General features: G+C 47.9%; 17 protein-coding genes and 2 pseudogenes. 11 read left to right on the forward strand and 8 right to left on the reverse strand.

What is annotated here, in order from left to right:
- Positions 1–59: 59 nt before the first annotated feature.
- The 7 genes from N7E60_RS00705 to N7E60_RS00735 are packed head-to-tail and all read right to left on the reverse strand — an operon-like array spanning position 60 to position 7,646.
- Positions 60–1,274: a tetratricopeptide repeat protein gene (locus N7E60_RS00705; protein ID WP_269597868.1), complete on the reverse strand. Its 1,215-nt coding sequence runs from the start codon at positions 1,272–1,274 to the stop codon at positions 60–62.
- A 10-nt stretch (positions 1,275–1,284) separates the two neighbouring features.
- On the reverse strand, positions 1,285–1,914 hold the full coding sequence (locus N7E60_RS00710) for an energy transducer TonB (RefSeq protein WP_069588963.1): 630 nt from the start codon (positions 1,912–1,914) through the stop codon (positions 1,285–1,287).
- A gap of 3 nt (positions 1,915–1,917) precedes the next feature.
- The gene (locus tag N7E60_RS00715) at positions 1,918–2,325 is read right to left on the reverse strand and encodes an ExbD/TolR family protein (protein ID WP_069588961.1); all 408 of its coding nucleotides are present in this window, start codon (positions 2,323–2,325) and stop codon (positions 1,918–1,920) included.
- A gap of 19 nt (positions 2,326–2,344) precedes the next feature.
- Positions 2,345–2,875 (reverse strand): MotA/TolQ/ExbB proton channel family protein, encoded by a 531-nt coding sequence (locus N7E60_RS00720; RefSeq protein ID WP_069588959.1) that lies wholly within the window; start codon positions 2,873–2,875, stop codon positions 2,345–2,347.
- 9 nt (positions 2,876–2,884) lie between these two features.
- Positions 2,885–4,237, reverse strand: a complete 1,353-nt coding sequence (locus N7E60_RS00725) for a MotA/TolQ/ExbB proton channel family protein (protein WP_269598525.1) — start codon at positions 4,235–4,237, stop codon at positions 2,885–2,887.
- A 2-nt stretch (positions 4,238–4,239) separates the two neighbouring features.
- A complete protein-coding gene (locus N7E60_RS00730; RefSeq protein WP_269597869.1) occupies positions 4,240–5,001 on the reverse strand; it encodes a DUF3450 domain-containing protein in 762 nt (253 codons plus the stop codon).
- Between the two features lie 59 nt (positions 5,002–5,060).
- Positions 5,061–7,646: a TonB-dependent receptor plug domain-containing protein gene (locus tag N7E60_RS00735; protein ID WP_269597870.1), complete on the reverse strand. Its 2,586-nt coding sequence runs from the start codon at positions 7,644–7,646 to the stop codon at positions 5,061–5,063.
- Positions 7,647–8,465: 819 nt separating this feature from the next.
- Here N7E60_RS00735 and N7E60_RS00740 point away from each other — a divergent pair.
- From N7E60_RS00740 to N7E60_RS00785, 10 genes and pseudogenes are all read left to right on the forward strand, one after another.
- Entirely contained in the window at positions 8,466–9,491 is a 1,026-nt protein-coding gene (locus N7E60_RS00740) for an ABC transporter permease (protein ID WP_077455045.1), read from the forward strand.
- 1 nt (position 9,492) lies between these two features.
- Positions 9,493–10,536, forward strand: a complete 1,044-nt coding sequence (locus N7E60_RS00745) for an ABC transporter permease (RefSeq protein WP_167313839.1) — start codon at positions 9,493–9,495, stop codon at positions 10,534–10,536.
- 46 nt (positions 10,537–10,582) lie between these two features.
- On the forward strand, positions 10,583–12,409 hold the full coding sequence (locus tag N7E60_RS00750; protein ID WP_269597872.1) for an extracellular solute-binding protein: 1,827 nt from the start codon (positions 10,583–10,585) through the stop codon (positions 12,407–12,409).
- Between the two features lie 8 nt (positions 12,410–12,417).
- Positions 12,418–13,284 (forward strand): ABC transporter ATP-binding protein, encoded by an 867-nt coding sequence (locus N7E60_RS00755; RefSeq protein ID WP_077666400.1) that lies wholly within the window; start codon positions 12,418–12,420, stop codon positions 13,282–13,284.
- A gap of 15 nt (positions 13,285–13,299) precedes the next feature.
- Positions 13,300–14,157, forward strand: a complete 858-nt coding sequence (locus N7E60_RS00760; protein ID WP_269597873.1) for an ABC transporter ATP-binding protein — start codon at positions 13,300–13,302, stop codon at positions 14,155–14,157.
- A gap of 178 nt (positions 14,158–14,335) precedes the next feature.
- The gene (locus N7E60_RS00765; RefSeq protein WP_269597874.1) at positions 14,336–14,626 is read left to right on the forward strand and encodes a helix-turn-helix domain-containing protein; all 291 of its coding nucleotides are present in this window, start codon (positions 14,336–14,338) and stop codon (positions 14,624–14,626) included.
- Positions 14,616–14,771: pseudogene (locus tag N7E60_RS00770) on the forward strand (type II toxin-antitoxin system HipA family toxin); the annotation flags it as partial. The gene N7E60_RS00765 and the pseudogene N7E60_RS00770, both read left to right, overlap by 11 nt.
- A 44-nt stretch (positions 14,772–14,815) precedes the next feature.
- On the forward strand, positions 14,816–15,820 hold the full coding sequence (locus tag N7E60_RS00775) for a YecA family protein (protein WP_269597875.1): 1,005 nt from the start codon (positions 14,816–14,818) through the stop codon (positions 15,818–15,820).
- Positions 15,821–15,829: 9 nt separating this feature from the next.
- The gene (locus N7E60_RS00780; RefSeq protein ID WP_269597876.1) at positions 15,830–16,951 is read left to right on the forward strand and encodes a hypothetical protein; all 1,122 of its coding nucleotides are present in this window, start codon (positions 15,830–15,832) and stop codon (positions 16,949–16,951) included.
- Positions 16,952–17,203: 252 nt separating this feature from the next.
- Complete coding sequence (locus N7E60_RS00785; RefSeq protein ID WP_332301851.1) at positions 17,204–20,179, forward strand: DEAD/DEAH box helicase; 2,976 nt, start codon at positions 17,204–17,206, stop codon at positions 20,177–20,179.
- On the opposite strand, the gene N7E60_RS00790 is transcribed toward N7E60_RS00785, so the two are convergent.
- On the reverse strand, positions 20,156–21,769 hold the full coding sequence (locus tag N7E60_RS00790) for an IS1634 family transposase (protein WP_269597877.1): 1,614 nt from the start codon (positions 21,767–21,769) through the stop codon (positions 20,156–20,158). The two genes, N7E60_RS00785 and N7E60_RS00790, sit on opposite strands and share 24 nt — an antisense overlap.
- A gap of 132 nt (positions 21,770–21,901) precedes the next feature.
- Here N7E60_RS00790 and N7E60_RS00795 point away from each other — a divergent pair.
- Positions 21,902–22,114: pseudogene (locus tag N7E60_RS00795) on the forward strand (hypothetical protein); the annotation flags it as partial.
- Between the last annotated feature and the right edge of the window lie 362 nt (positions 22,115–22,476).

A 22,476-nucleotide genomic window follows, 5' to 3' on the forward strand; every position in this document is an offset into this window, starting at 1 on the left:
AAAAAAAGCCGAGCAAAAAAGGAGCTCGGCATAAAAGAAAAGCAGTGGTGTTGCCATGGTTAGCTATTCGTCAAGAATGCAATCCAAGGGGAAGCCATGGGCTTAAGTTCGTTCGACTTCGCCGCTTGTTGCATGGCTTTGAGTGCAGCTGCGTTGTTCTCCAACTCGAAGTAGGCCATCCCTTTTAAGTACTCCAGCTCAGCAGCAACATCGAAGGGAACACCCTGTTTATCCGACGCAAAGTCAATAATGTTCTTGTACTGTTGGTCTTGGATCATTAAGCGAGCGATCTTGAGTTTGGTTTTCGGATCGGCGTCCAACGCATAGGCTGCACGATAACTGGTAATCGCTTTAGTGAGTTCTTTCGCTTGGTGCCAATACTGGCCAAGCTTGTCTAAGTGCTCACTGGTTTTTTCTACCGTGCCCTTTTCTATCTCCTTGGCCAGTGTCGTAGCGGCACGAAAAGGAATAGATTGATAGGCTAAAAAGTCAGTGAGCCTGAGGATTTCTTTTTCCTCATCGAGCAAGCCGAGCTTATAAGCGGACTCAAGCGCTGCAAGTGCTTTACCATCCTTACCGCGCTCCATTTCTATTCCCGACAGTTGCTTCCAATACTGTTTTTTCTCTGGGAATAGCTCGGTCAACGTGGTCAGGACGTTGGCAGTGTTTGCCAAATCATTGGTTTGATAATAGGCAGACATGAGCATCATATACCAAGACTCACTCGGCTTATCGCTGAGGGCGATGGCCTGCTTTATCTCGGGGATCGCTTGCTTAAACTGCTCTTGTTGGACATAGGCACTCGCCAATGTCATGTAGCTCATGGCATCTGGCTTTTCCTCTCCTTCACTCAGTTGAATTTGAAACCACTGCTTCATCAGCGCAATCGTGTTAGCAAATTTCTCCTGTACCATATAGAGCTGAGCCAGGCTGTATCTGACTTGCTGTGCGACAGCTACAGGCAAAGCATCAATCTTTAGCGCTTGCGCAAAGTACTCGGTCGCTTTCGCGTAGTTATCTTCAATTGAGTAAATATAACCAAGCTGCTGAAGTAGCACGGCTTGGTCATATTTCTTATTACCACTGCGATCAAGGGCGCTCTCAAGCTCTGCCTTTGCATCTTTATAGGCCTCGTTAGCGATGTACTTTTGCACTTTATTGACGGTGCGATACGTCCGGTCCGATAGCTCCGGGTTATTGGCACCATAGGACACGCTTGAAAGGCTCAAAGCAAACAGCGCTAAAGCCAACATCCGTGTTAATGTGTTTTTCATGATGGCCGTCCTAGTTAATCGAAAACTCTATTTCTTGAGAAAGCCGAGCCTTGACGGGTTTGCCGTCTACAACCTTGGGCTTAAACCGCCATTGTTGCACCGTTTTTTGCGCGGCTCGTCGGAGTCCCATACGGCGCGGGTCTTCTTCAAGAACTTGAACGTCTTCCACGCCCCCTTGCTCATTGACGGTAAACTCAAGTAACACAATCCCTTTTTCTAACCCTGCTCGTGCCGCTTTGCGAGGCATTTGCGGTAAGAAGGTCGCTAAAGGGGTTGGCCCCTGATTACCGGCCATCCCGCCACCGCCTTGGCTGTAGTGACCCAGTACCGAACCGCCGGAAATGTTCACCGGCAAGTCCAAGTTAGGCATATCAAGCTTCACTTGATCCATCTGTGGCTTCACCGTAGATGTCACCTTCATTTCCGGTGGTGGTGGCGGCTTCTTCGGTGGCTGAGGCTTTGGAAGCTCACGCTTTCTTTCTTTGATCTTTTCATCAGGTTTGATGCGCACAAACTCGATAATTCGCTGAGTCTCGTCGCCAGTTAATTCATGGCGCTCTTTGTTGACGATTTTATCCATGCCCCAAAACAAACCCAGCGAGACGAATAATGCGAGCACAATCGACGCCAAATAACGCATACGCTAGTCCTTGCTTTTCGCTGCAATCGAGATGCTATCCACACCGGCCATTTTGATTTGGTCCATGACGTCAACAACAACACCCGCACTTGCTTCTTGATCTGCTTGGATGACGACCGCGCCTTCTGGGCTTTCTGCACGTAAGCGCTCAATATTGGCGCGTACCGCACCGACTTCAACACGGCGTTTATCAACCCAGACATCACCCGCAGGACCGACGGCGACCATGATGTTGCCTTTACTGACGGTCTGTGCGGTATTCGCACTGGGTCGATTGACGTCAATACCCGCTTCTTTGACGAACGAAGTGGTGACGATAAAAAAGATCAACATAATGAAGACGATATCCAACATGGGTGTCATGTCGATCGCCGCTTCATCATTCCCTTCATTGCTATAACGTCGTTTCATGTCGCTACCTTAAATCCTTTTACGAGGTGACATGCTTAAGCTTGTCTTCAAGCTTACGCGTTGATGTTTTGGCAAGATGATCCAGGCGTGTGCTGAAAAACAGACCGGACAAGGAGGCGACCATTCCCGCTAACGTCGGGATAGTGGCTTTAGAAATCCCTGAAGCCATCGCCCGAGGACTCCCCGTGCCTACTACCGCTAATGTATCGAACACATGGATCATACCCACAACGGTCCCTAACAAGCCCAATAAAGGGCACATCGCGATCAACACTTTGACAATGGGTAATCCGCGTTTATTTTCTATGTCGCGGATTGAAACCAGTTCTTGCCGTATCATTCGCGCAGCCCAACTGCGATGCTCTGGACGCTGTTGCCATTGGCTGACTACCGATTTTGCCGCACGAGGTGCTACAAAAATGAAGTAAAACCAACGCTCTAACAGCGCACACCACAGAAAGACGCTGAGCACAAAGATGGCGACCAGTACATCGCCACCCATGCCGAGAAAGTGTCGAATCGACGCTAACTCAGAGAGTATCCATTGCATGACATCTCCTTAGCTTTCCGCTGTATGAAGCTTTTCCTGATATCGTGCAATAAAGCCAGCGCTTTGTTCCTCAAGGGTTTGTACCAATCGACGCCCTTTACTGTGTACGAAGGTGTAGAGGAACAGCAACGGAATCGCGACGACGAGGCCAAGCATGGTAGTGACCAAGGCTTCTGAAATGCCGCCAGCCATTAGCTTAGGATCACCGGTACCAAACAAGGTAATAGCCTGGAAGGTTCCAATCATCCCCATGACCGTACCGAGTAGGCCGAGTAGCGGTGCCACCGATGCGAATAACTTGATTGAGCCAATAAAGCGTTCAATCTTAGGCGCATTGCGCATGATGATTTCATCCAGTTTCGCTTCCAAGTCTTCTAAGCTGGAGCCTTGGTGTTCTTTGTAGGCTTGGATGACTTCACCCAGTGGGTTGTCTTTCAAGACTGCGTCACTCTTCTTCTGTTTACGCATCTTGCTGCCAATTACAGATAGGCGTAGGTAGCACAACAGCGCGATGAGGACACCAACCGCACCCATGACAAGGATGATGTAACCTACCAATCCACCTTGGTCGATACGCTCTTGTACGTTAGGGCTTTGCACCAGTAGGGAAAGGATCACACCACGTGATGGATCAAGATAAAGTGGCGCGTAGGCACTGGATGCTGACTCAAATGCAGACACGTTCGACAAAATATTGCTAGCTGGCTGGCGGGCGAGTTCTTCAAATTTTCCCGTCTCAGGGACGTAAGTCAGGTATTTACCGTTGGCAATGGCGTTAAATTCACCAATGAGTGTGACTTCATCGCTCGCTTCGCTGCCTTCGCCATACACCACAGTTGCAGGAACCGTCGAGGTATCGCCCGATACGATCATCTGCTCCATCACCGTTTGCCAGAATTGCTCGAGCTCATTGATAGAGGGCAACTCTTTGCTCTCGGCAAGCTTGGTCAGCAGCGCATCTCGGCTCGGGAATTGCACAGCGTTTTGCGAGGCATGGAAGATACCTTTAAATTCACCAGAGAATTGACGAACCACGCCAAACATTTCACCCAGTGAGCCAGAACGCTGACGTAAGGTATCTGCCAATTCCGCCAGTTTCTGGTCGTTCGCATCGAATGTGGCTTTAAGTTGTTCGCCGCGTTGGGTCTCGAAAGCCAATTGCTGTTTGGCTTCAGCGAGGAGTGCCGCTTGGTTTTCTTTATCCGCCAAAAACGCCGCTTCACGCTCTCGGTTTTGCTGTGACTCGGTCACACGGTCGTTCTTCACTTGGTTGAGAAGCTCATCCAAAGTGTTGGCATGTACACTGCTTAACGATAAAGATAGGGCAGTGATACCGGTTAGAAGATACTTGATTCCCTTCATCATTACTTCTCCCCTGTAAAGACAGGTAGCTCAATCAGTGCAGGTGGTGCTTGCTTCTTCGCGATACGCAGACCTTGCTCAACCGCGTCACGATAGCCTTCAGGAAGTGATTCCCATTGGTTAGTTTGCTTGTTCCACATCCCGGTTTCTGCGCCATCAGGTGACTGGTAGAACAGCGCTGTCCGCCCTACACGAAGAAAGTCATAGGTTTTGACATCGCCGTCACGTTCCATGCTGGCTTTGTAGGCTTCAATGTTACGAGAAAAGCCTTCTTCGATTTGGTAAGCCTCAAGCACGCGACGGAACTTCTCGGATGTTGTGACATCGGCGCGATCCATCATTTCGCGAAGGCTGGCAATGCGTTTTTCGCGTTCGTTGAGCTGAAACGGTAAATCGAGTTGCACGAATTGATCGAGCGAATCAATCATTTTGAGTGTCAGTGGAACAATTTCCATCGCGGTCTGATCAATCTGGTTAATTTGCTTTTCCAGTGACGCCACTTCACTGTTTTGCGAACTCACCATACGATCAAGCTGGTTGTTATAAATACGCATACTGTCAAGCTGACGTAAAACCGCCTTATATTCCGCGAGCATGCCTTCGGTTTGTTCGCTGTATTGATCAATTTTTTGTTGCGATGCTTGTCCTGCGTTATTTTTACTTTCTACCGCCGACACAACGTCATTAGTAGAAGTAGCCATCGCAAACGAGCTGGTCAGCAACAGAGAACTGAGAATGGCGTTACTTAATCCCTTACGTACCATATCTGTTACCTGTTAAATTGCAGAGAAATAAGGCGCGGCGAAACCGCGCCAGGTTTGAGTTAGAAGTTATATTCGGCTTCAACGTAGAGTTGACGTCCCAGAGGGCTGTCATAGTCATACGCATAGAATGGTGATGTATCACTCAGCGGGTCTGCAGGTGGTTGTTTATCAAACATATTGATAGCACCTACAGTGACCTTACCTTGCTCATTGAAGGCGTAAGTCGCCGTTAAGTTCCAAGTTGTCATGCTCGATACTTTGGTTTGCTGTCCAGCATCTTTAGCGTCTTGGCAGGTATCGAAATAGTATCGATTGGCATAACCCGTACACATACTGTCGCGATATTTACCAAAGACATTGACGCTGTAATCGCCCATGACCCAGCCGAGGTTCAATGTGGCTGTATACTCAGGTAAGAAGTCGGTTTCATCGATGAGTGGTTCACCATCGTTCTCGCGATATTCAGCGTCAATGATCTTAGTCACTGACAGTTTAGGGCTGAAGGTACCGTAATTTTGAGTATCGTAAGAATAAGAGATTGATAGGTCGATACCTGAGCGCAGCTCGGACGCTTGGTTGACCGGACCATAAATCACATTATCGATCTCGCCATCACTGTTGCGCTTCACTTCCGCACCGGCATATTTACTTGGCTCATTGATTACATCTTGATAGCTTGGTGCTGTGACCACGTTTTCCATCTTGATGCGATACCAGTCTAGTGTCAGACCGAGATCTTCAACAGGTTCCCACACCAGACCCAAGTTAATATTGGTGCTTTCTTCTTCTTCAAGCTCTTTGTTTGGCCCAGAAGTGACATCGAAGCTTTGGGTATCACACTCAGGGATTGAGTCGCTATCCTGTGGGCCATTGCCCCCTGCATTTTTACACAATACAGGGTCAAAGCCGCTACCAAATGCCTTGGTATCATCGCCGAACAGGCGCTTCAGATCGGGTGCACGGAACCCAAGCCCGTAACTACCACGCAATAGCAGAGTATCAGTAGGACGATAAGCTAGAGAGACTTTTGGCGTAAAGGCGCCACCGGTTGACGAATCGTCAAAATAGTGGTCATAGCGACCCGCGAGTGTCATTTCAAGGTTTTCAATGATAGGAACCAAGGCTTCAACGCCCAACCCGATCTGATCGCGGTCGCCACCACCGGATGAACCGCCTAAACCTTCAAAACGGCTGTTTTTGGTATTTTCATCGATGGTTTCGAGATAATCAGTTCGGTTCCACTCGCCGTATACCGAGAAGCTCGACATCCCCGCAGGAAGTTCAATTAAATCGCCACCCAATGAGGAGTTCACTGAATAAAGTTTAGTACGTGCGTTTTTGGTCGACCTTCCCTTATATTTTTCTACGGTCTCCGGAGAAAGACGAGCAAGAAGATCGATTTCGTCGTTTTTCACCGCATCGCCGATACTGGCAAAAATGGCTGGATTATCCGTTTCAACTTTCTGCTCTGAGTAGCTTGCATAAGCATCCCAGCTATAGTCGCTCACGTAGCCATCGAGCCCGACAGTGATTCCGTAAGAGCGCGATTCTGTGTTGTTCTCACGGTTGCCAAATTCGACCATGCGTCGAGTATAGGTACCTTCTCCTCGGCTGTGAGTCGCATCGGTTTCGACTTTTAATGCGCCAGGCTCAAACGTAGAGTTGGTTTCTTTGTGGTTAAACCGTGCTTCTGCCGTGGCCATCAAATCAGGTGTAATATCGAATTCACCACGAAGCATTAGATCCGCTTGCTTGTTTTCCGGTTTTAAGGTCCGACGTGACGCTCGGTTAAAACCACATTTTCCATCCGCACGCGCGACGCCGTCCCCCTCGAGAAAATCTTTACAGTTTTCACTCGGTAAGGTGATATTGTCGCTCGCATCCACGAAGCTTGCCCCGTAGCTCGAGTAACCACTCAAGGCCGAGCGTGCTGAGTTATCGTCGCCGGCCCAGCTTTTGTCTTTTTGCTTGAGAATATCGTTGCCAGCAAATTGGCCAACGAAGAATACACGTTTTGAATCGAAGTCTTTACCGGCGACCACATCGAGACGATCTGCTGAATACCCACCGCTGGTCGTTTGACCATGGCGACCTTTAACAGAAACACCGTCAAAGCCTTTTTTCATGATGAAGTTCACTACCCCACCAATAGCGTCTGACCCATAAACGGCTGACCCCGAATCTGTAAGTACCTCAACACGCTCAATGGCAGCAACGGGGATCTGGCCAATATCTTGGAAGTTTGTTGAGCCATTTTGTGCTAGTGGGTATTGAGGTAGGCGACGACCGTCAATCAAAATAAGTGTGCGCGATGCCCCAAGGCCACGTAGGTTCACTGACTGTGCGGCTGGGGTAAAACTAAAAGAGTTCGTTTGCGACAGGTTACCGCCGGTATTTTGAGTTAAGCTGTTGAGAATGTCTTGCGCACTGTTAAAGCCTTTAGCTTGGATATCCTCACTGCTAACTACAGTAATAGGACTTGGTCCTTCAACTTCAGCACGTGATATACGCGATCCCGTTACTTTCAGCTTCTGCAGCTCTTGCGCTTGTTCTGGTTGCTCGTCCGCGATGGCGGTTGAGGCGAATGTAAGTGATCCCACTGCGAGACCAATGGCAACAGACAGTGCCGTTGTTCTTGTCTTCATCCTTAATTGCTCCCTGTCATTTGACTACTTCTTCAGCGCGTATCTTCAGTACTGCTCTTATCCCTGAGCGCGCATGACAGCCAGATATACCGAATGTTTCGTCTAGGCGTCAAACAAGTGACAGCGACACTCTCTATCTGCGCTGTCATGGCTTATCCCGTTTATTTTGGTGGTTTATTTTGATTTGCTGCGAACAAACATGTCTATATGACTGGTCTTTTATTTATTGTTAGATAATAGTTTCATGTGAGGCGGGATGGGTGTGCTTGGTTGTGCGATGAGTGGATATGCTGGATATGAATGAATTTAAAGAATATACAACTATTTAACATTGTTGGGCTTGTCGCCGCATAATCTACCTAATGCGTGCATCAGTAGTAGTAGCGTTCACATGTTCAACGAAAAAGCTGTTGGTCCAGTTTTAAACTGACATGAGTTAACAAAAAATGACATTAATTTGACAATTGTGTTTATAGCGTCTACGGAAATTTATGCGCTTTTTTTGCGTAAATTTCTAGAGCAAACACTCAATTGATAGGTTTGTCATATTCTGTAATCTTACTGTCATGTGAATGAATGTTGTTTTTTTTATTTTGTAAGTGGCTGGTATCGAAAGAGAAAAAAAGTCTCGCTGTGCAAGTGGAGATCGTTGATTGTGTCGGCAAATCAAGATAAATATAGACCACTTAATTGAAGCGTGTCATACGGATAAATGTTTTTACGCCTAGGATGGCATAAAACCATTTGTGAGAAGGTAGGCCAATGTCGCCTGCCCAAGCATCAGTTAGCTGAAACATAGTTAACAGGGAGTAGTGGACTATGCTGTCGTACTTTTTACGTCGGTTGTTATTGGTGGTGCCGACTTTTCTTGGCATTACCATTTTGATCTTTGGTATCACCCGTCTTGTGCCTGGGGGACCGGTCGAGCGGATGATGACGCAAATGCAAGCACAAGCCGATGGTGGCTCTAGCCTGCAGCGTGCTGGTGACAGCTCGGCGTTATCGGAAGACCAAATTGCCGAGTTACGCGCCTTTTACGGACTCGATAAGCCGGTGCTGGAAGCCTATGTAGATTGGCTGGGTAAACTTGCCAATTTCGACTTGGGCGAGTCGACGCGCTACTACGAGCCAGTCACTGACATGATCGCCGAGCGTCTGCCCGTCTCGTTGTTTTACGGCGGGATGACCTTCTTTATCAGCTATTTTATCTCTCTTCCGCTCGGTTATTACAAAGCCCTCAAACACGGTTCGGTGTTTGACTCCTCTTCCTCTGTGCTGATCTTTATCGGGTTTGCCTTGCCCGGCTATGTGGTCGGGGTATTGCTGATCACCTTGTTTAGCTATCACCTCGAGTGGTTCCCGATGGGAGGCTTTGTGGGCGATGCTTACTACGACGCGACCAGTTTTTGGGAGCGCGCTAAAGATGTGATGTGGCATGCGGTACTGCCGCTGATTTGTTATCTGATTGGTGATTTTGCCACCCTGACCATGACGATGAAAAACAACCTGATGGAAAACTTATCTGCCGATTATATCCGCACAGCCATCGCCAAAGGGTTGCCGTTCCGTTCGGCGGTGCGCAAGCACGCACTGCGCAATAGCTTAATTCCGATAGCCAGCCATTTTGGTAACTCTTTATTGTTCTTTATGACTGGCGCGTTTTTGATTGAAGTGATTTTCAATATCAACGGCATTGGCTTACTTGGCTATGAGTCGATTATGGAGCGTGACTATCCGGTGGTGATGGGCATTGTCGCCATCAATGCGCTTTTACTGCTGGCTGGTAACATTATCTCTGATATCTGTGTTGCTATGGTTGACCCTCGCGTGAAGTTTGGATCTTGATATGTTGACGTTTAGCCCTTTAACTCAAAAGAAAATCCGCAGCTTTAAACAAATTAAACGCGGTTACTGGTCGTTTATCATCCTTGCCTTGATGCTGGTGTTGTCGCTGTTCGCCGAGTTTTTTATTAACAGTAAAGCGTTAATGGTCAAATACGACGGCGAGTACTATTTCCCGGTACTGAGTGATGTGCACTTGGCGAGTGATTTTGGTCAAGTGGGCACTAGCGAAGCTAACTATCGTCAACTCGCCAAAGCCTTTGAGGCACAAGCAGGGGACAACTATGTGATCATGCCATTGGTGCCGTGGAACCCACTGGAACAAGACTTTAGCGGTGACTTCCCGCCGACCGCGCCAAGTGCCGAAAACAAACACTATCTTGGCACCGATGAGATCGGACGCGATATTCTCGCCCGCCTTGTCTATGGCTTTCGTACCGCGATGGGCTTTGCATTGCTGACCATGGCCGCCTCGTATGCGATTGGCACTGCGGTAGGTTGTGCAATGGGCTTTTGGGGCGGTAAGTTTGACTTGTTTTTCCAGCGCTTTATCGAAATCTGGTCGATGGTGCCGTTCCTGTACGTGATCATGATATTGGTCTCGATTCTTCAGCCGACCTTTGCCCTCTTTGTAGGGATTAACGTACTGTTTGGTTGGATGGCGATCACTTGGTATATGCGCACCATGACCTATAAAGAGTCGGCCCGCGATTATGTGATGGCTGCGCGTGCACTAGGCGCCTCAACCAGCCGGATCCTTTTCCGTCATATTTTACCCAACACCATGGTGATGATTGTTACTTTGGCGCCCTTTACCATCGCCCTCAATATTACCGCGCTAACAGCGCTGGATTATCTCGGCTTGGGGCTGATGCCACCGACGCCAAGTTGGGGGGAGCTGTTGCAGCAAGGCAAATCGAATTTGGATGCGCCATGGATTGTTGCATCTGTGGTGACCTCACTGGTGGTGGTATTGGTGATGGTGACCTTTATTGGTGAAGCGGTGCGCGCCGCCTTCGATCCGAAAAAATTCACCCGTTACGATTAATTATTAGCACAGTGAGCAATGTGTGAATCACGATAGGGACATCACGATGAAAAAACTGATCCTTGCGACCTCAATCTCGATGTTTAGCCTGAGCGGTTGGGCAGCCTCGTTGCCTGAAAACCTCAATTGGCAAACCAACTGGGATGCCCCCAAAATTGGCTCACCAGAGGCAAAACGTGGTGGTACACTGCGTACCCATTTATTGAGCTTTCCACAGACATTGCGCACCGTTGGCCCAGACTCCAACTCAGGTCTACGTAGCTATTTCCTTGATGAAATGCCCTCATTGGTGAAACGTCACCCTGACACGTTGGAATGGATCCCGGATTTGGCCAACGAGTGGGCGTTTGGCGATGATCATAAAACTATCTACTTTAAGCTCAACCCAGACGCAACCTGGTCTGATGGCAAACCCGTCACCGCGGATGACTTTGTCTTTATGATGCAGTTTTATCGCTCCAAAGACATCGTTGCCCCTTGGTACAATGATTATTACACCAACACGATTGGTGGTGTCGAAAAAATCGATGCGCACACCATTGCCGTGCATAGCGCGATTGAGAAAAACGATGACGATTTGCTGTATATCCTTGGCAGTCTCGTTCCACGCCCTGCCCATTTTTATGCCAACCCACGCAAAGATGAAAACCAAGATGGTATCGCTGATGACTATGTGCGCCGCTATAACTTTAAGGCCGAGCCTACAGTGGGGCCTTATGCGTTAGGACGAGTGCAAAAAGGCCGTAGCGTCACCTTTGAGCACGTGGATGACTGGTGGGGTTATACCAACCCGTATTATCAACATCGCTACAACGTCGATAAGATTCGAATGCGCGTGATCCGAGATAATGACATTGCCATGAAGCACTTTGAAAAAGGCAATTTGGATGTGTTCGATTTGACTCTGCCCGATATCTGGCACGACAAAACCCAATCTGAACCCTATAGAAAGGGCTACATCACTAAGTATTGGGGATATAACGAGATCCCGGTTGGTGCGGGTGGCTTGTGGCTAAATACCGCCATGCCATTGCTGGATGACATCAATGTGCGCAAAGGCATCATCTATGCCACTGACTTTGATGGCATGATCAAAAAAATTACCCGTGGTGACTACTCGCGTAAGCCGCATGCGATGGGCTTTGGTCATGGTGAATACGACAACGATGGAGCAACACCGCCTGCGTTCGATCCTAAAAAAGCGGTCAGCTATTTCGAAAAAGCCGGCTTTAATCAGGTGGGGCCAGATGGCATTCGTATCAACGACAAAGGCGAGCGTTTAAGCTTTGCGATCACTTATGGTTATCAACACCACACGCCGCGTATTGCTTACTTAAAAGAACAAGCTAAAAAAGCGGGTCTGGAATTTACCATTAACTTGGTCGATGGCTCATCGGCGTTTAAATACGTGTTGGAGAAAAAGCACCAAATTGCCTTTCTCAATATGGGCACTTCCGAAGTTCCTGCCTATTGGGAATACTTCCACTCGGATAATGCCAATAAAGCGCAAACCAATAACCATACCAATTACAGCGCTCCAGAGTTGGACGCGTTAATTATGGCGTACAAAACGGAGTTTGATCTGGAGAAGAAGTATCAGTTGTCGCACCAGATCCGCGCTAAGATTTCTGAGGCGAGCGTGATTGCCCCGGGTTACATGGTGCCATATGTACGTCAAGGCTTTTGGCGTTATGTACAAATCCCAGATAACGCGATGACCAAGCGCACAGAAACCATGATAAGTAACGGGTCGGTGATTGGTCTTGGCACATACTGGATTGATGAAGCGATGAAAGAAGCCACCGAAGAAGCAATGGACGAAGGTAAAGCCTTTGAACCTGTAACCATCATTGATGACAGATACAAGCTGTAGAGGCGATTATGACGCAGGATGTCATTCTATCGGTTAAGGATTTGACCGTTAATTTTACCACTGACGATGGCCCCCGTGAGGTACTTCACGGGGTGAGCTTTGAGGTCAAAGCCGGGCGCACGCTCGGCTTGGTAGGCGAGTCGGGTAGCGGCAAAAGTGTCACTGCGATGTCAATCATGGGCTTACTCCCTAAGCCTTATGGGCAAGTCACGGGCGGCGAAATCTTGTACCGCGGGACCGACTTGGTCACTCTGCCCGCCAAAGAGCGCTATGCAATGCGCGGCAATCGGATCTCGATTATCTTTCAAGACCCGATGACAGCGTTAAACCCTGTGCACACTATTGGCCGACAAATCAATGAAGTCTTGACGCTACACCGCCCAGAGCTGGACAAAAAAGCACGCGCGGCGTGTGCGCTCGACATGCTGGCTAAGGTGAAAATCCCGATGCCAGAAAAGCGACTGAACGAGTATCCACATAACCTGTCCGGCGGGATGCGTCAGCGGGTAATGATCGCGATGGCACTGGCCTGCAAGCCTGATATCTTGATTTGTGATGAGCCAACCACCGCCTTGGATGTAACGGTGCAGGCCTCGATTTTGGATTTGATTAACGAGCTGCAAGAAGAAACCGGCATGGCGGTGATTTTTATCACCCACGATCTGGGAGTGGTCGCCGAGGTATGTGACGATGTGGCGGTGATGTACGATGGCCAAATTCGCGAACGGGCAGATATTTTCACCCTCTTTGATCATCCAGCTCATCCGTATACCAAGCGTTTGCTGGGATTAATGCCAGGGCGTCACCATCAACCCAAGCAGATGATTGATATTCGTCCGTTGGAAGACTTTGATGCTGCGCCATCATCCACGTAGTTGCAGGAGAACGAGATGAGCAAGGAAGTCCTCAGAGTAGAAAATCTGAAGCAGTATTTTGTCTCGGGCAAAGGCCTGCTTCGTCAAGGCTATACCATTAAAGCCGTCGATGGCGTATCGCTCTCGGTGTCACAAGGTGAAACACTCGGGCTGGTCGGTGAGTCGGGATGTGGCAAAAGCACCCTTGGCCGTACCATGCTTAAGCTGTTTGAGCCTACCGAAGGAAAAATTTTCTTTGAAGGTAAAGACATCACGCATTTATCGCCACGTCAGATGCGGCCACTGCGCAAAGACATGCAGATTGTCTTTCAAGACCCGCTCGAGTCGCTAAACCAGCGCCATACCATCGGCGGGATCTTAGAAGAGCCCTTTATTATTCACAATATTGGCACCGCGAAAGAGCGTCGTCAGTGGGTACTTGAGCTATTAGACAAAGTCGGTTTACCCCATGATGCGGTAAACCGCTATCCGCATGAGTTTTCGGGTGGTCAGCGCCAGCGAATTGGTATTGCGCGAGCGATCGCCCTTAAACCGAAACTGCTGATTTGTGACGAGTCGGTCTCCGCTTTGGATGTATCGGTGCAGGCACAAATTCTTAATCTGTTGTTGAAACTCCAGCAAGAGATGAACTTGGCGATGATTTTTATCTCGCACGACTTATCGGTGGTCCGTCATATCTCCGATAAGGTGGCGGTGATGTACTTTGGTCATGTGGTAGAAGAGGGGCCGACCGAAACCGTCTACCATCAGCCGCAGCACGAGTACACCCAAACGCTACTCTCTGCCATTCCGATCACCCATCCTAAATACCGCAAACACAAGCGCCGTGCCGAGCAACCGGTGGCCGAAAAAAAGCCTGAAGCGGTGAGTTAAGCGCACGCCCAGGCCCCTCTGGTAAAAATGAGGTAACCCCCAGTAGTTGGATATCCAACATCGGGGGTGCTTCATCAGCAAAAGCTTGATGGAAGATATGGAGTGGTGGATATAATAGTAGCCAATTTGGTTTATTTTCCGCTATATTGGATATAATAGTGTCCAATGGTCATTGAAGATGAATTTCACCTTACTGGATGATAGCGATGTAAGCCAAGCCTATGCAGCTTATTTGCGGGCGTTGCGTCAGCACGCAAAACTGTCACGAGCTGCACTGGCAAAGCGAAGCTGCGTGCCTGCCTCAACGATTAAAAAGTTTGAGCTGACTGGACAAATTTCCTTTCGCCAATTGCTGTTGCTTTGGCAGACTCTAGACTCATTGGACAGGCTTTATCAGCTCACTCAGCCGCATAAAGAGCGCGTCACTGCGCCCTCGAGTATTGATGAGGTACTAAAAGATGAGTTTTAGACCGATTCAAAAGCTTACTGTCACCCGTACGTTAAGTTCAGGAGAGCAGGTTGCTGTAGGGATCTTGGCTCAGAATCGACAAGGTGTTTTTTTTCAGTATACAGACGGCTATTTGCAGCAGTTTGGTAATTTATCACCGTTTACAGGAAAATACCGCGCTGTTTCTATAACAAATAAGAGGGGACAGTAATGAAGCTCGGTCGCAACGATCCTTGCCATTGTGGCAGTGGTAAAAAATTCAAACGTTGTTGTATGGGCGGCGTGTCTAAGCAACATGCGCAAGTCGTTGACGACGCTGAAACCATGCTGGCGAATAACCCAGGTATGAGTATCGATGAACTTAATGCTGTGTTACAGCGCCAAGTGCAGGATCGCAATAATCAACCTCATCCCGATTTTTGTGGTGTGACACCCGCGCAAATGACCAATTGGCTTTATGCGCCGTTTGATCAATTACAGTGGGTGACGATCACGACACCCGCCGATCTTTCCGCCAGCCCAGTGATGCGATATTTGGATCTGATGCTTGAACATGCGATGGCGCAAGGCGGTGCTTTTAAAGCAACCAACAAAGGCAACTTACCGGCTAAGTTGGTCAAACAAGCCAGTGAATTATTGCCTGAGTTTTCAGTTTCTCAATTCCAACGCCACATTAGTATCAGCGAGTTTGCTGGGTTTAACGAAGACAAATTCAATGCCTTGCACTATACCCGTGTGCTGGCCGAAATTAGCGGTATTATCTACCGACGCAGCGGCCGTTATCATGTGAAAAAAGCGGCGCAAAAACAGTATCAAGACATGGGCGTGCAAGCCTTTTTTAAGCCGATGCTGGCGGCGGCAACCGGCAAATATAACTGGGCGTATTTAGATAGCTTTGAATACGATGTTGATTTGCGCACCTTTTGGGTATTCATGTTGTGGCGCATACAAGCGCATCACAGCATCGATCAGCTTACTCAAGAAGTGATGGTTGCTTTTCCTGATGTGTTAAAGGCGTTCCCAACGAACGATTACGCCCCGCCGGAAGCGTTGTTAAGCGGACTCATCGAAACGCGATTTATTGAGCGCTTTTTGCAGTTTTGGGGATTTGTGACGATGGATCCAAGGCGTTGTATAAACGGCGAACCCATTGCGCTCACCGCTCAGGCTCAGCCGCTGTTAGAACAAACCTTTCAATTCCACCTTAACGGATAGCAGGACATTGTGAGCGAATATCAATACTATAAATTCGAGCGTTTAGATGGGCATTTAGACAGCACCGCGCGCCAAGCCCTCAGAGCCATTTCAAGCCGTGCCGATATCACGGCAACGTCTTTCCAGGTGGTTTACAACTTTAGCGATCTAAAGGCTAAGGCATATGAGATCATGCTAAAGCACTTCGATATCGGTTTTTACTATGCCAACTGGGGCTCGATGGATGCCTACATTAAACTACCTGCCGGGACCATACCCGATGCCATGCTTGGGTTATCGAACGATGGTTTTAAGGTTCGTCAAACCGATGAGTGGCAATTACTCACTTTCTCTATCGAAGAGTATGGTGCGTATTTTGATGATGAAGATGCTGACGATTTTTTCCAGCATTTACCCGGTCTACGCAATCAGTTAATCCAAGGTGACTGGCGGCTTATGTACTTGGCGTGGCTCAAAGCAGTAGATGACGATGATGAGCTTGACGCGATACCGTTAATCCAATTCGATTTTGAGCGCCTCAGCGAAGGATTACAGGCTTTTGCTGCGCTGTATGCGATTCCCTTACCTTGGGTTAAAGCGCTTATGATGGCGCTGAATGAACTACCCAGTCACCCAGCCAAACACACCCAGTTGCAGTTTGAAGATTGGCTCAAAACGCTCACGGAAGCGGAAAAAAACACACTATTACGCACGTTGTTTGAGCGAGGCCAATTAACTCGTCACCAAGCCGTAGCACTGACGCGAAAAGAACCAGCCAACAAAGACGAAACTTATCAGTATTGGTTAAACCCCGACCTCGTGGCTCCCTATATTGCAACCGCACAAAGACAGTTTGAGCAACAACAAGCCGAGGCACTTGCAAAAAAACTAGCGCTTGAAAAAGCAGAAAAAGAACAAGCCTTAATAGATCTCTACAACCAGCGTGACCATTACTGGCAGCAAGCGCACGAGCAAGCGGATCGCACTTGCCCCACTGGCTATGATGCGGCATCACGCTATTTGCATCAGCTCTTTGAGGCCTATCAGCTTCACGATAATCCTGCGTCCTTTGAACAGAGGTTTAAGCGCTTTATAGCCGCTAATAGCCGTCGTAAAGCACTGTTAAATCGCTTGAGTGGTTTGCTTAAATGATTGGGTCCACCCCAGGCAGACCCAGTGTTGTTAGCAAAAAATATCGTTGAGTTTTGATTGGTTGAAAGCCTTTATGCCCGCCTTTAGGTCTACACATTGTTACCTGTGACGTCACTTTGTGTAGACCTCAGACGAGAGTGTGACTTAACTCTTTGTTGCTATTGTTTGAAAAGTATAGAAAAGTGATCCTTTCATAGCGCCTACAACCCGTGGTTTGTAAGGTGATGCAGGCTTATAGCGTGGAAGGAAAAAATGCAGCAGATCGGAATTTACGAGCAGCTGGTCACGCAGCTTATTGAGAGCCGTATTGATCGAGAGCGATTCTATGTTGGCGAGCGGACGCTTACCAGCAACGAGGCGTCAGTTTGGTTGTCTCGCTTTTTATCGCATGTTTTGCACCATGTGCTCGACGCCGTGCCTGCCAGTGACGATCGCCTAGAGCAGCAAATCACACTATCTAACCAATTCTTGCTGTGGCTGAAAACCCAGATCCACGATAAAGACATTATCGACGATAACCTGCTCGCGAGTCAGGGGAAAATCCTGACGGCCCTTTATGAGTTTGAAAACCCGATAGCATCTGATTTAGCGCGCTATGTGCAAGATATTTTCCCACTCACCGGCTTAACGCAAAGTGAGCTTTTTTGTGGCAGTAATGCGGGTCTTTCATTGGAGTCAGAGCTGAAAAGAGAGATTTTATCCGCAGACAAAATCTATTGGTTGGTATCATTCATCAAATGGGCGGGGATAAGAATTTTTCGTAAAGAGCTGGAAGAATTTACCCGCAGTGGTCGCGAGTTAAAGGTCATCACCACATCATACATGGGCGCGACAGACGCGAAAGCGATGGAGTATTTAGCCAGTCTACCCAATACCGAGGTGAAGTTAAGCTACAATACCGAGCGCGAGCGTCTGCATGCAAAAAGCTATTTGTTTTTACGCGAGACCGGCTATCACACCGGTTATATCGGGTCTTCAAACCTTTCACATTCTGCACTGACGAATGGGTTGGAGTGGAACCTTAAAATCACCTCGCAAGAAATCCCCCATATTATCAATAAATCACTCAGCACTTTTGAAACGTATTGGGCGTCGAATGAATTTGAGCGGTTTGACGGGGATGTAAAAAGTACCGAAAAACTGAATCAGGCCCTTCGGCAGCAGCGTGGTGGCGAAGAAGATGGTACTACGTTTTTCTTCGATCTCTCTCCTTTCCCACACCAACATGAAATTCTGGAGCAGCTGACGGTTGAGCGTCATACGCATCAGCGTTTTCGTAATCTCGTGGTGGCGGCAACAGGGACAGGTAAGACACTGATTTCTGCGTTTGATTTTGCCCGTTTTTTGAAAATCCATCCTGATGCCAACTTTTTATTTGTGGCCCATCGTGAAGAAATCCTTAAGCAGGCGCGCGCGGCTTATCGGGGAGTATTACGCAACAGCTCCTTTGGTGAGCTGTGGGTCGGTGGTCACACGCCAGATCATTACCGCCAGTTGTTTGTCTCGATTCAAACATTGAACAACCAGCTCGATACGCTCAACTTGACGGCCGATTACTATGACTACATTGTGATTGATGAGGTGCATCATATTGCCGCGAGCAGTTATCGAGCGGTTTTGCACCACTTTTCACCGTCAATACTACTGGGCCTGACGGCGACACCTGAGCGTCACGATGGCGGCGATATTCTCGCGGATTTTGGTGGCGTTATTGCGGCTGAGATTCGGTTACCAGAGGCGATTAATCGTCGTCATCTTTGCCCATTCCAATATTTTGGTATTGATGATGATACCGATCTGAGGACCATTCCTTGGCAGCGTGGCCGCTATGATATTGCACAGCTGACTAACCTCTATACCTCCAACCAAGCCCGGGTGGATAAGATATTACTCAGCATGAACGAGATCATCACGGATCTTAGCCGTATGAAATCACTCGCTTTTTGTGTGAGTAAAGAACACGCTCAATACATGGCTCAACAGTTTTCACTGCAAGGGCTTAAGGCGGATGTGTTGACCAGCGACAATCGGCATGAACGCCAGCGAAAGCAGCAATCGCTGCGCGCCGGTGAGATCAATGTGCTTTGTGTGGTTGATATTTTCAACGAGGGGGTCGATATACCTGAAGTCGATACCTTATTATTTCTGCGTCCCACCGAGAGTTTAACCATTTTCCTTCAGCAGCTAGGCCGCGGTTTACGGTTAGCCGAGGGCAAAGAGTGCTGCACCGTCCTCGACTTTGTCGGTCATTCGCGTCCCGAGTATGACTTTGCAAACAAGTTTCGGGCGCTGGTGGGCAAGAGCGCTCGAGCGATTAACCATGAGATTGAACAAGGCTTCCCCCATGCGCCTTTGGGCTGTCGTATTGAGCTTACGAAGCGCACGCTAGAAATGGTCTTGGATAACATTCGCAAAGCGTCGCTAACGCTAAGACGCTTAGTGGCAATGGTTCGGCAATATCCTCAGCACACCCACCTGCCGCTGACGCTAGCGAACTTCCTAACCTTGTATCCGCATATTGATTTGAACGAACTATACAAGCGAGGCTGCTGGTCAGAATTGGTGTACAAAGCAGATCTGCAGGTCAATGATTCTCCTGTTGATGAAAGTGCACTTAAAGCAATCAAGAAGGCGATTTTTCAGCGGATTTTAACCACTGATGATCATGCGTATCTAGAGTTTTTAAAGCAGCTTTGCCAAACAGACTTTGCGCCTGATACGGGTAGCGAACGGCATCGACTCATGTGTCATTATGATGTTTGGCAACAAACAGGGCCAGCTCTTGGCTTTTCATCCATTGCGCAAAGCTTTGCCGCGTTAAGGCAGCTGGGCATCAAAGCAGAATTAATGGACGTGTTGGACTGGAAACTGTCACAAACCAAGCACGAGCAGCTGAGTATGGGCGATTTGCCAGATGTGCCATTACGGCTTCATGCTCGATATGCGCGTGAGCAAATTCTAGTTGGGTTTGGCGCTACCACGTTGGAGCGGCAGCCGCCTGCACGAGAGGGGCTCTATGCGCTTAAAGATCAAAACATCGAACTGTTATTTGTCACCTTGGATAAAAATGAAAAGCAATTTTCCCCGACGACCATGTATCACGATTATGCGATTAACGCGTCACGCTTTCACTGGCAGTCGCAAAACAGCTCGCGCCCTGATAAAGGCCGCGGCAAAGATTACATCCGAGTTTCCGCACCTAATTTAGGAATAAACCGCTTCGTATAACTGACCCAACAGTTTCAGCAATCGTAGTTGATGTTCTCGTACACCGGTAATGAAGCTCTGACCGTCGAGTTCGAGTGTGTCGATCCCTTCAAATTTTAAGAATACCCAACGTGCCGTCGGTTTAGTCGTTGTTTTGTTCTTCACCATGCTTGGGAAGAACGCTTCTGTCTTGTTAAGTTGCTCTCTGATTTTGTGCTCTAGACTTGCGTAAACAAGAAGGCTAAGCGTCATTATCATGAGCAGAGCCTCAATGCGTTGAGGTTTTTTTAAGAAGATCGAAGACGTTAAGAACTCGGGGCTTTTCAAAAAACGAAAGCCGCGCTCTACTTTTTGTTGGGATTTGTAATGTTCAAGCAATGCAGCCATGGTCAGATCCGCACTATCAGTATCGTTGGTAGCGAGGATAAACATACCCACTTTAAGCTTAGCCAGTTTCACTTTATCTAGATCGGTATAAGGCGTGGCATCAATAAAATAGCGATATCCTGTTGGCTTAGCTCCCTTTTTAGGGCGACCACGACCCGCATAGACAGCCTCTTTAATGATGGTTTTTTGTGCAAAGCCAATGAGGTGACATTGGCTTGCAAAGTCATCCATTGCCTGCTCGGCATCTATTGCACAAGCAAACTCTTTTTTCATAAGTTGGCCCAGGGCTTTCAGCTCTTTGGCGGCATTTTTATCTAAGTTCTTGTAGAACGTTATTTCTTCTCGCTTCGTCGCTTGCTCGCTATGAACCAACAACCATTTTTGAGTGACTGCGCCATAGTTAGCGTCAATCCAGCAACCTGAATAGCCGTTACCGATATGAGTTAACTGTTCAGGTCTAAGCGCCAGCAAGGCTTCTTTGGCAGACTTAATCGTCATTGGCACACGAGTAATGAATTTCTGTTTTTGTTCATCCAAAGAGCGAATGCTGTCTTCTGTATACAGGGCGGCATCGGCGATAAAATAGCGGCTATTTTGAGCCGCTTTTAAACAGTGAATATGCTTCTTAGTGACCTCAGAAAACGCCTTCGCATCATTGGTGTTACCACTGAGTGCTTGCATGTAAACAGGCAGGCCTGCTTGATTTTCACAAATCAGCTCAAGGACCACTTGGTTTAGCTCTGGACGGTGGTCTCGGCTGTAGCCTTTTACCAGTTTAATCGCATTGATATCGTCGTCTTGGGCGTATTCTCCATCAACATGAAAGCTTGTGATATCAAGATGGACAGAGTCCGTTTTAAGTCCCAGTTTATCAACAACATGCTCAGCAATCGCTTGATAAAGTGCGGACACATCCGCTTCATATAAAGCATCAAGCGTGCGCCCAAGGACATCATCCGTTAAATGGTGCGCTTCAATGTCTTTGGCTAGCAATTTGGAAACAGGCTTCGTTTCGAAAAAGTCGGAAAACATATGCAGGGTTCTACTGTGAAAACCCAGCCCATTTAGGATCATCGCTAAGACGGCATCACCATGTGAAACCTTGTGCTCGGAGTACTTAGGAATGATACGATCGATAATATCTGGTAAGCCAACTTCACGACAGAAAGCAGCGATTAGCCCTAGGTGATCGAGACGTTTGATGACGGGTTGAGGAGCAGGCATAGTAAGCGACCGTTAAATAACAGTAATAGATCAAAGCTGGGGATCACGGTCAAGACATATGTGACACTAAAAGCTGCAAATGATCGCTGGATCACACTATTTTAATTCATTAATTGGCTGCGGAATGACGGTTACATTCAACATCAAAAGATAGGGAAGCGCCTGTTTTTGTTTGTACGTGAGCAAACTAAAGATGAATTCGGGCGTACCATGGGATTTGTGAATTTTGGCGAAGTGAATTATATCTCACACACCGGCTCTCAGCCGATGGATATTACGTGGGAGCTAGTCACTCCGATGCCAAACTTTATGTGGCAGCAAGCGGCGAAATTGGCGGTAGGCTAGAGACCGATGCGTGTCTTTTGTCGCCACGAGCCTCAAATGTAGGGCAAATAATGGCTGAGCGAGTATAGGGTAAGCAGATAGAGGCAGCTTAATGTATAGCGCTCGAGCTATCTCTATCTGTCTGAACGTCAGTGCTGAGAATCGCTAGTGATTACTCAATATTCTGGATCTGCTTATAAACTAAAATTCACTATCCAAATAAAAACAATGGCTTATATATTTTTTGGGGTCTTATTGTTATATTCACTACCCAATTTACTACCCACATAGACGATCTCATTACTGGATAGTTCTAAGAAACTACTAGCCATAATTACAAACTGGGAGAAGTGGGAAACTGGGAAAATTTTCGTATGTATTCA

It is taken from the genome of Salinivibrio proteolyticus (genome assembly GCF_027286365.1).
Taxonomy (GTDB): domain Bacteria; phylum Pseudomonadota; class Gammaproteobacteria; order Enterobacterales; family Vibrionaceae; genus Salinivibrio; species Salinivibrio proteolyticus.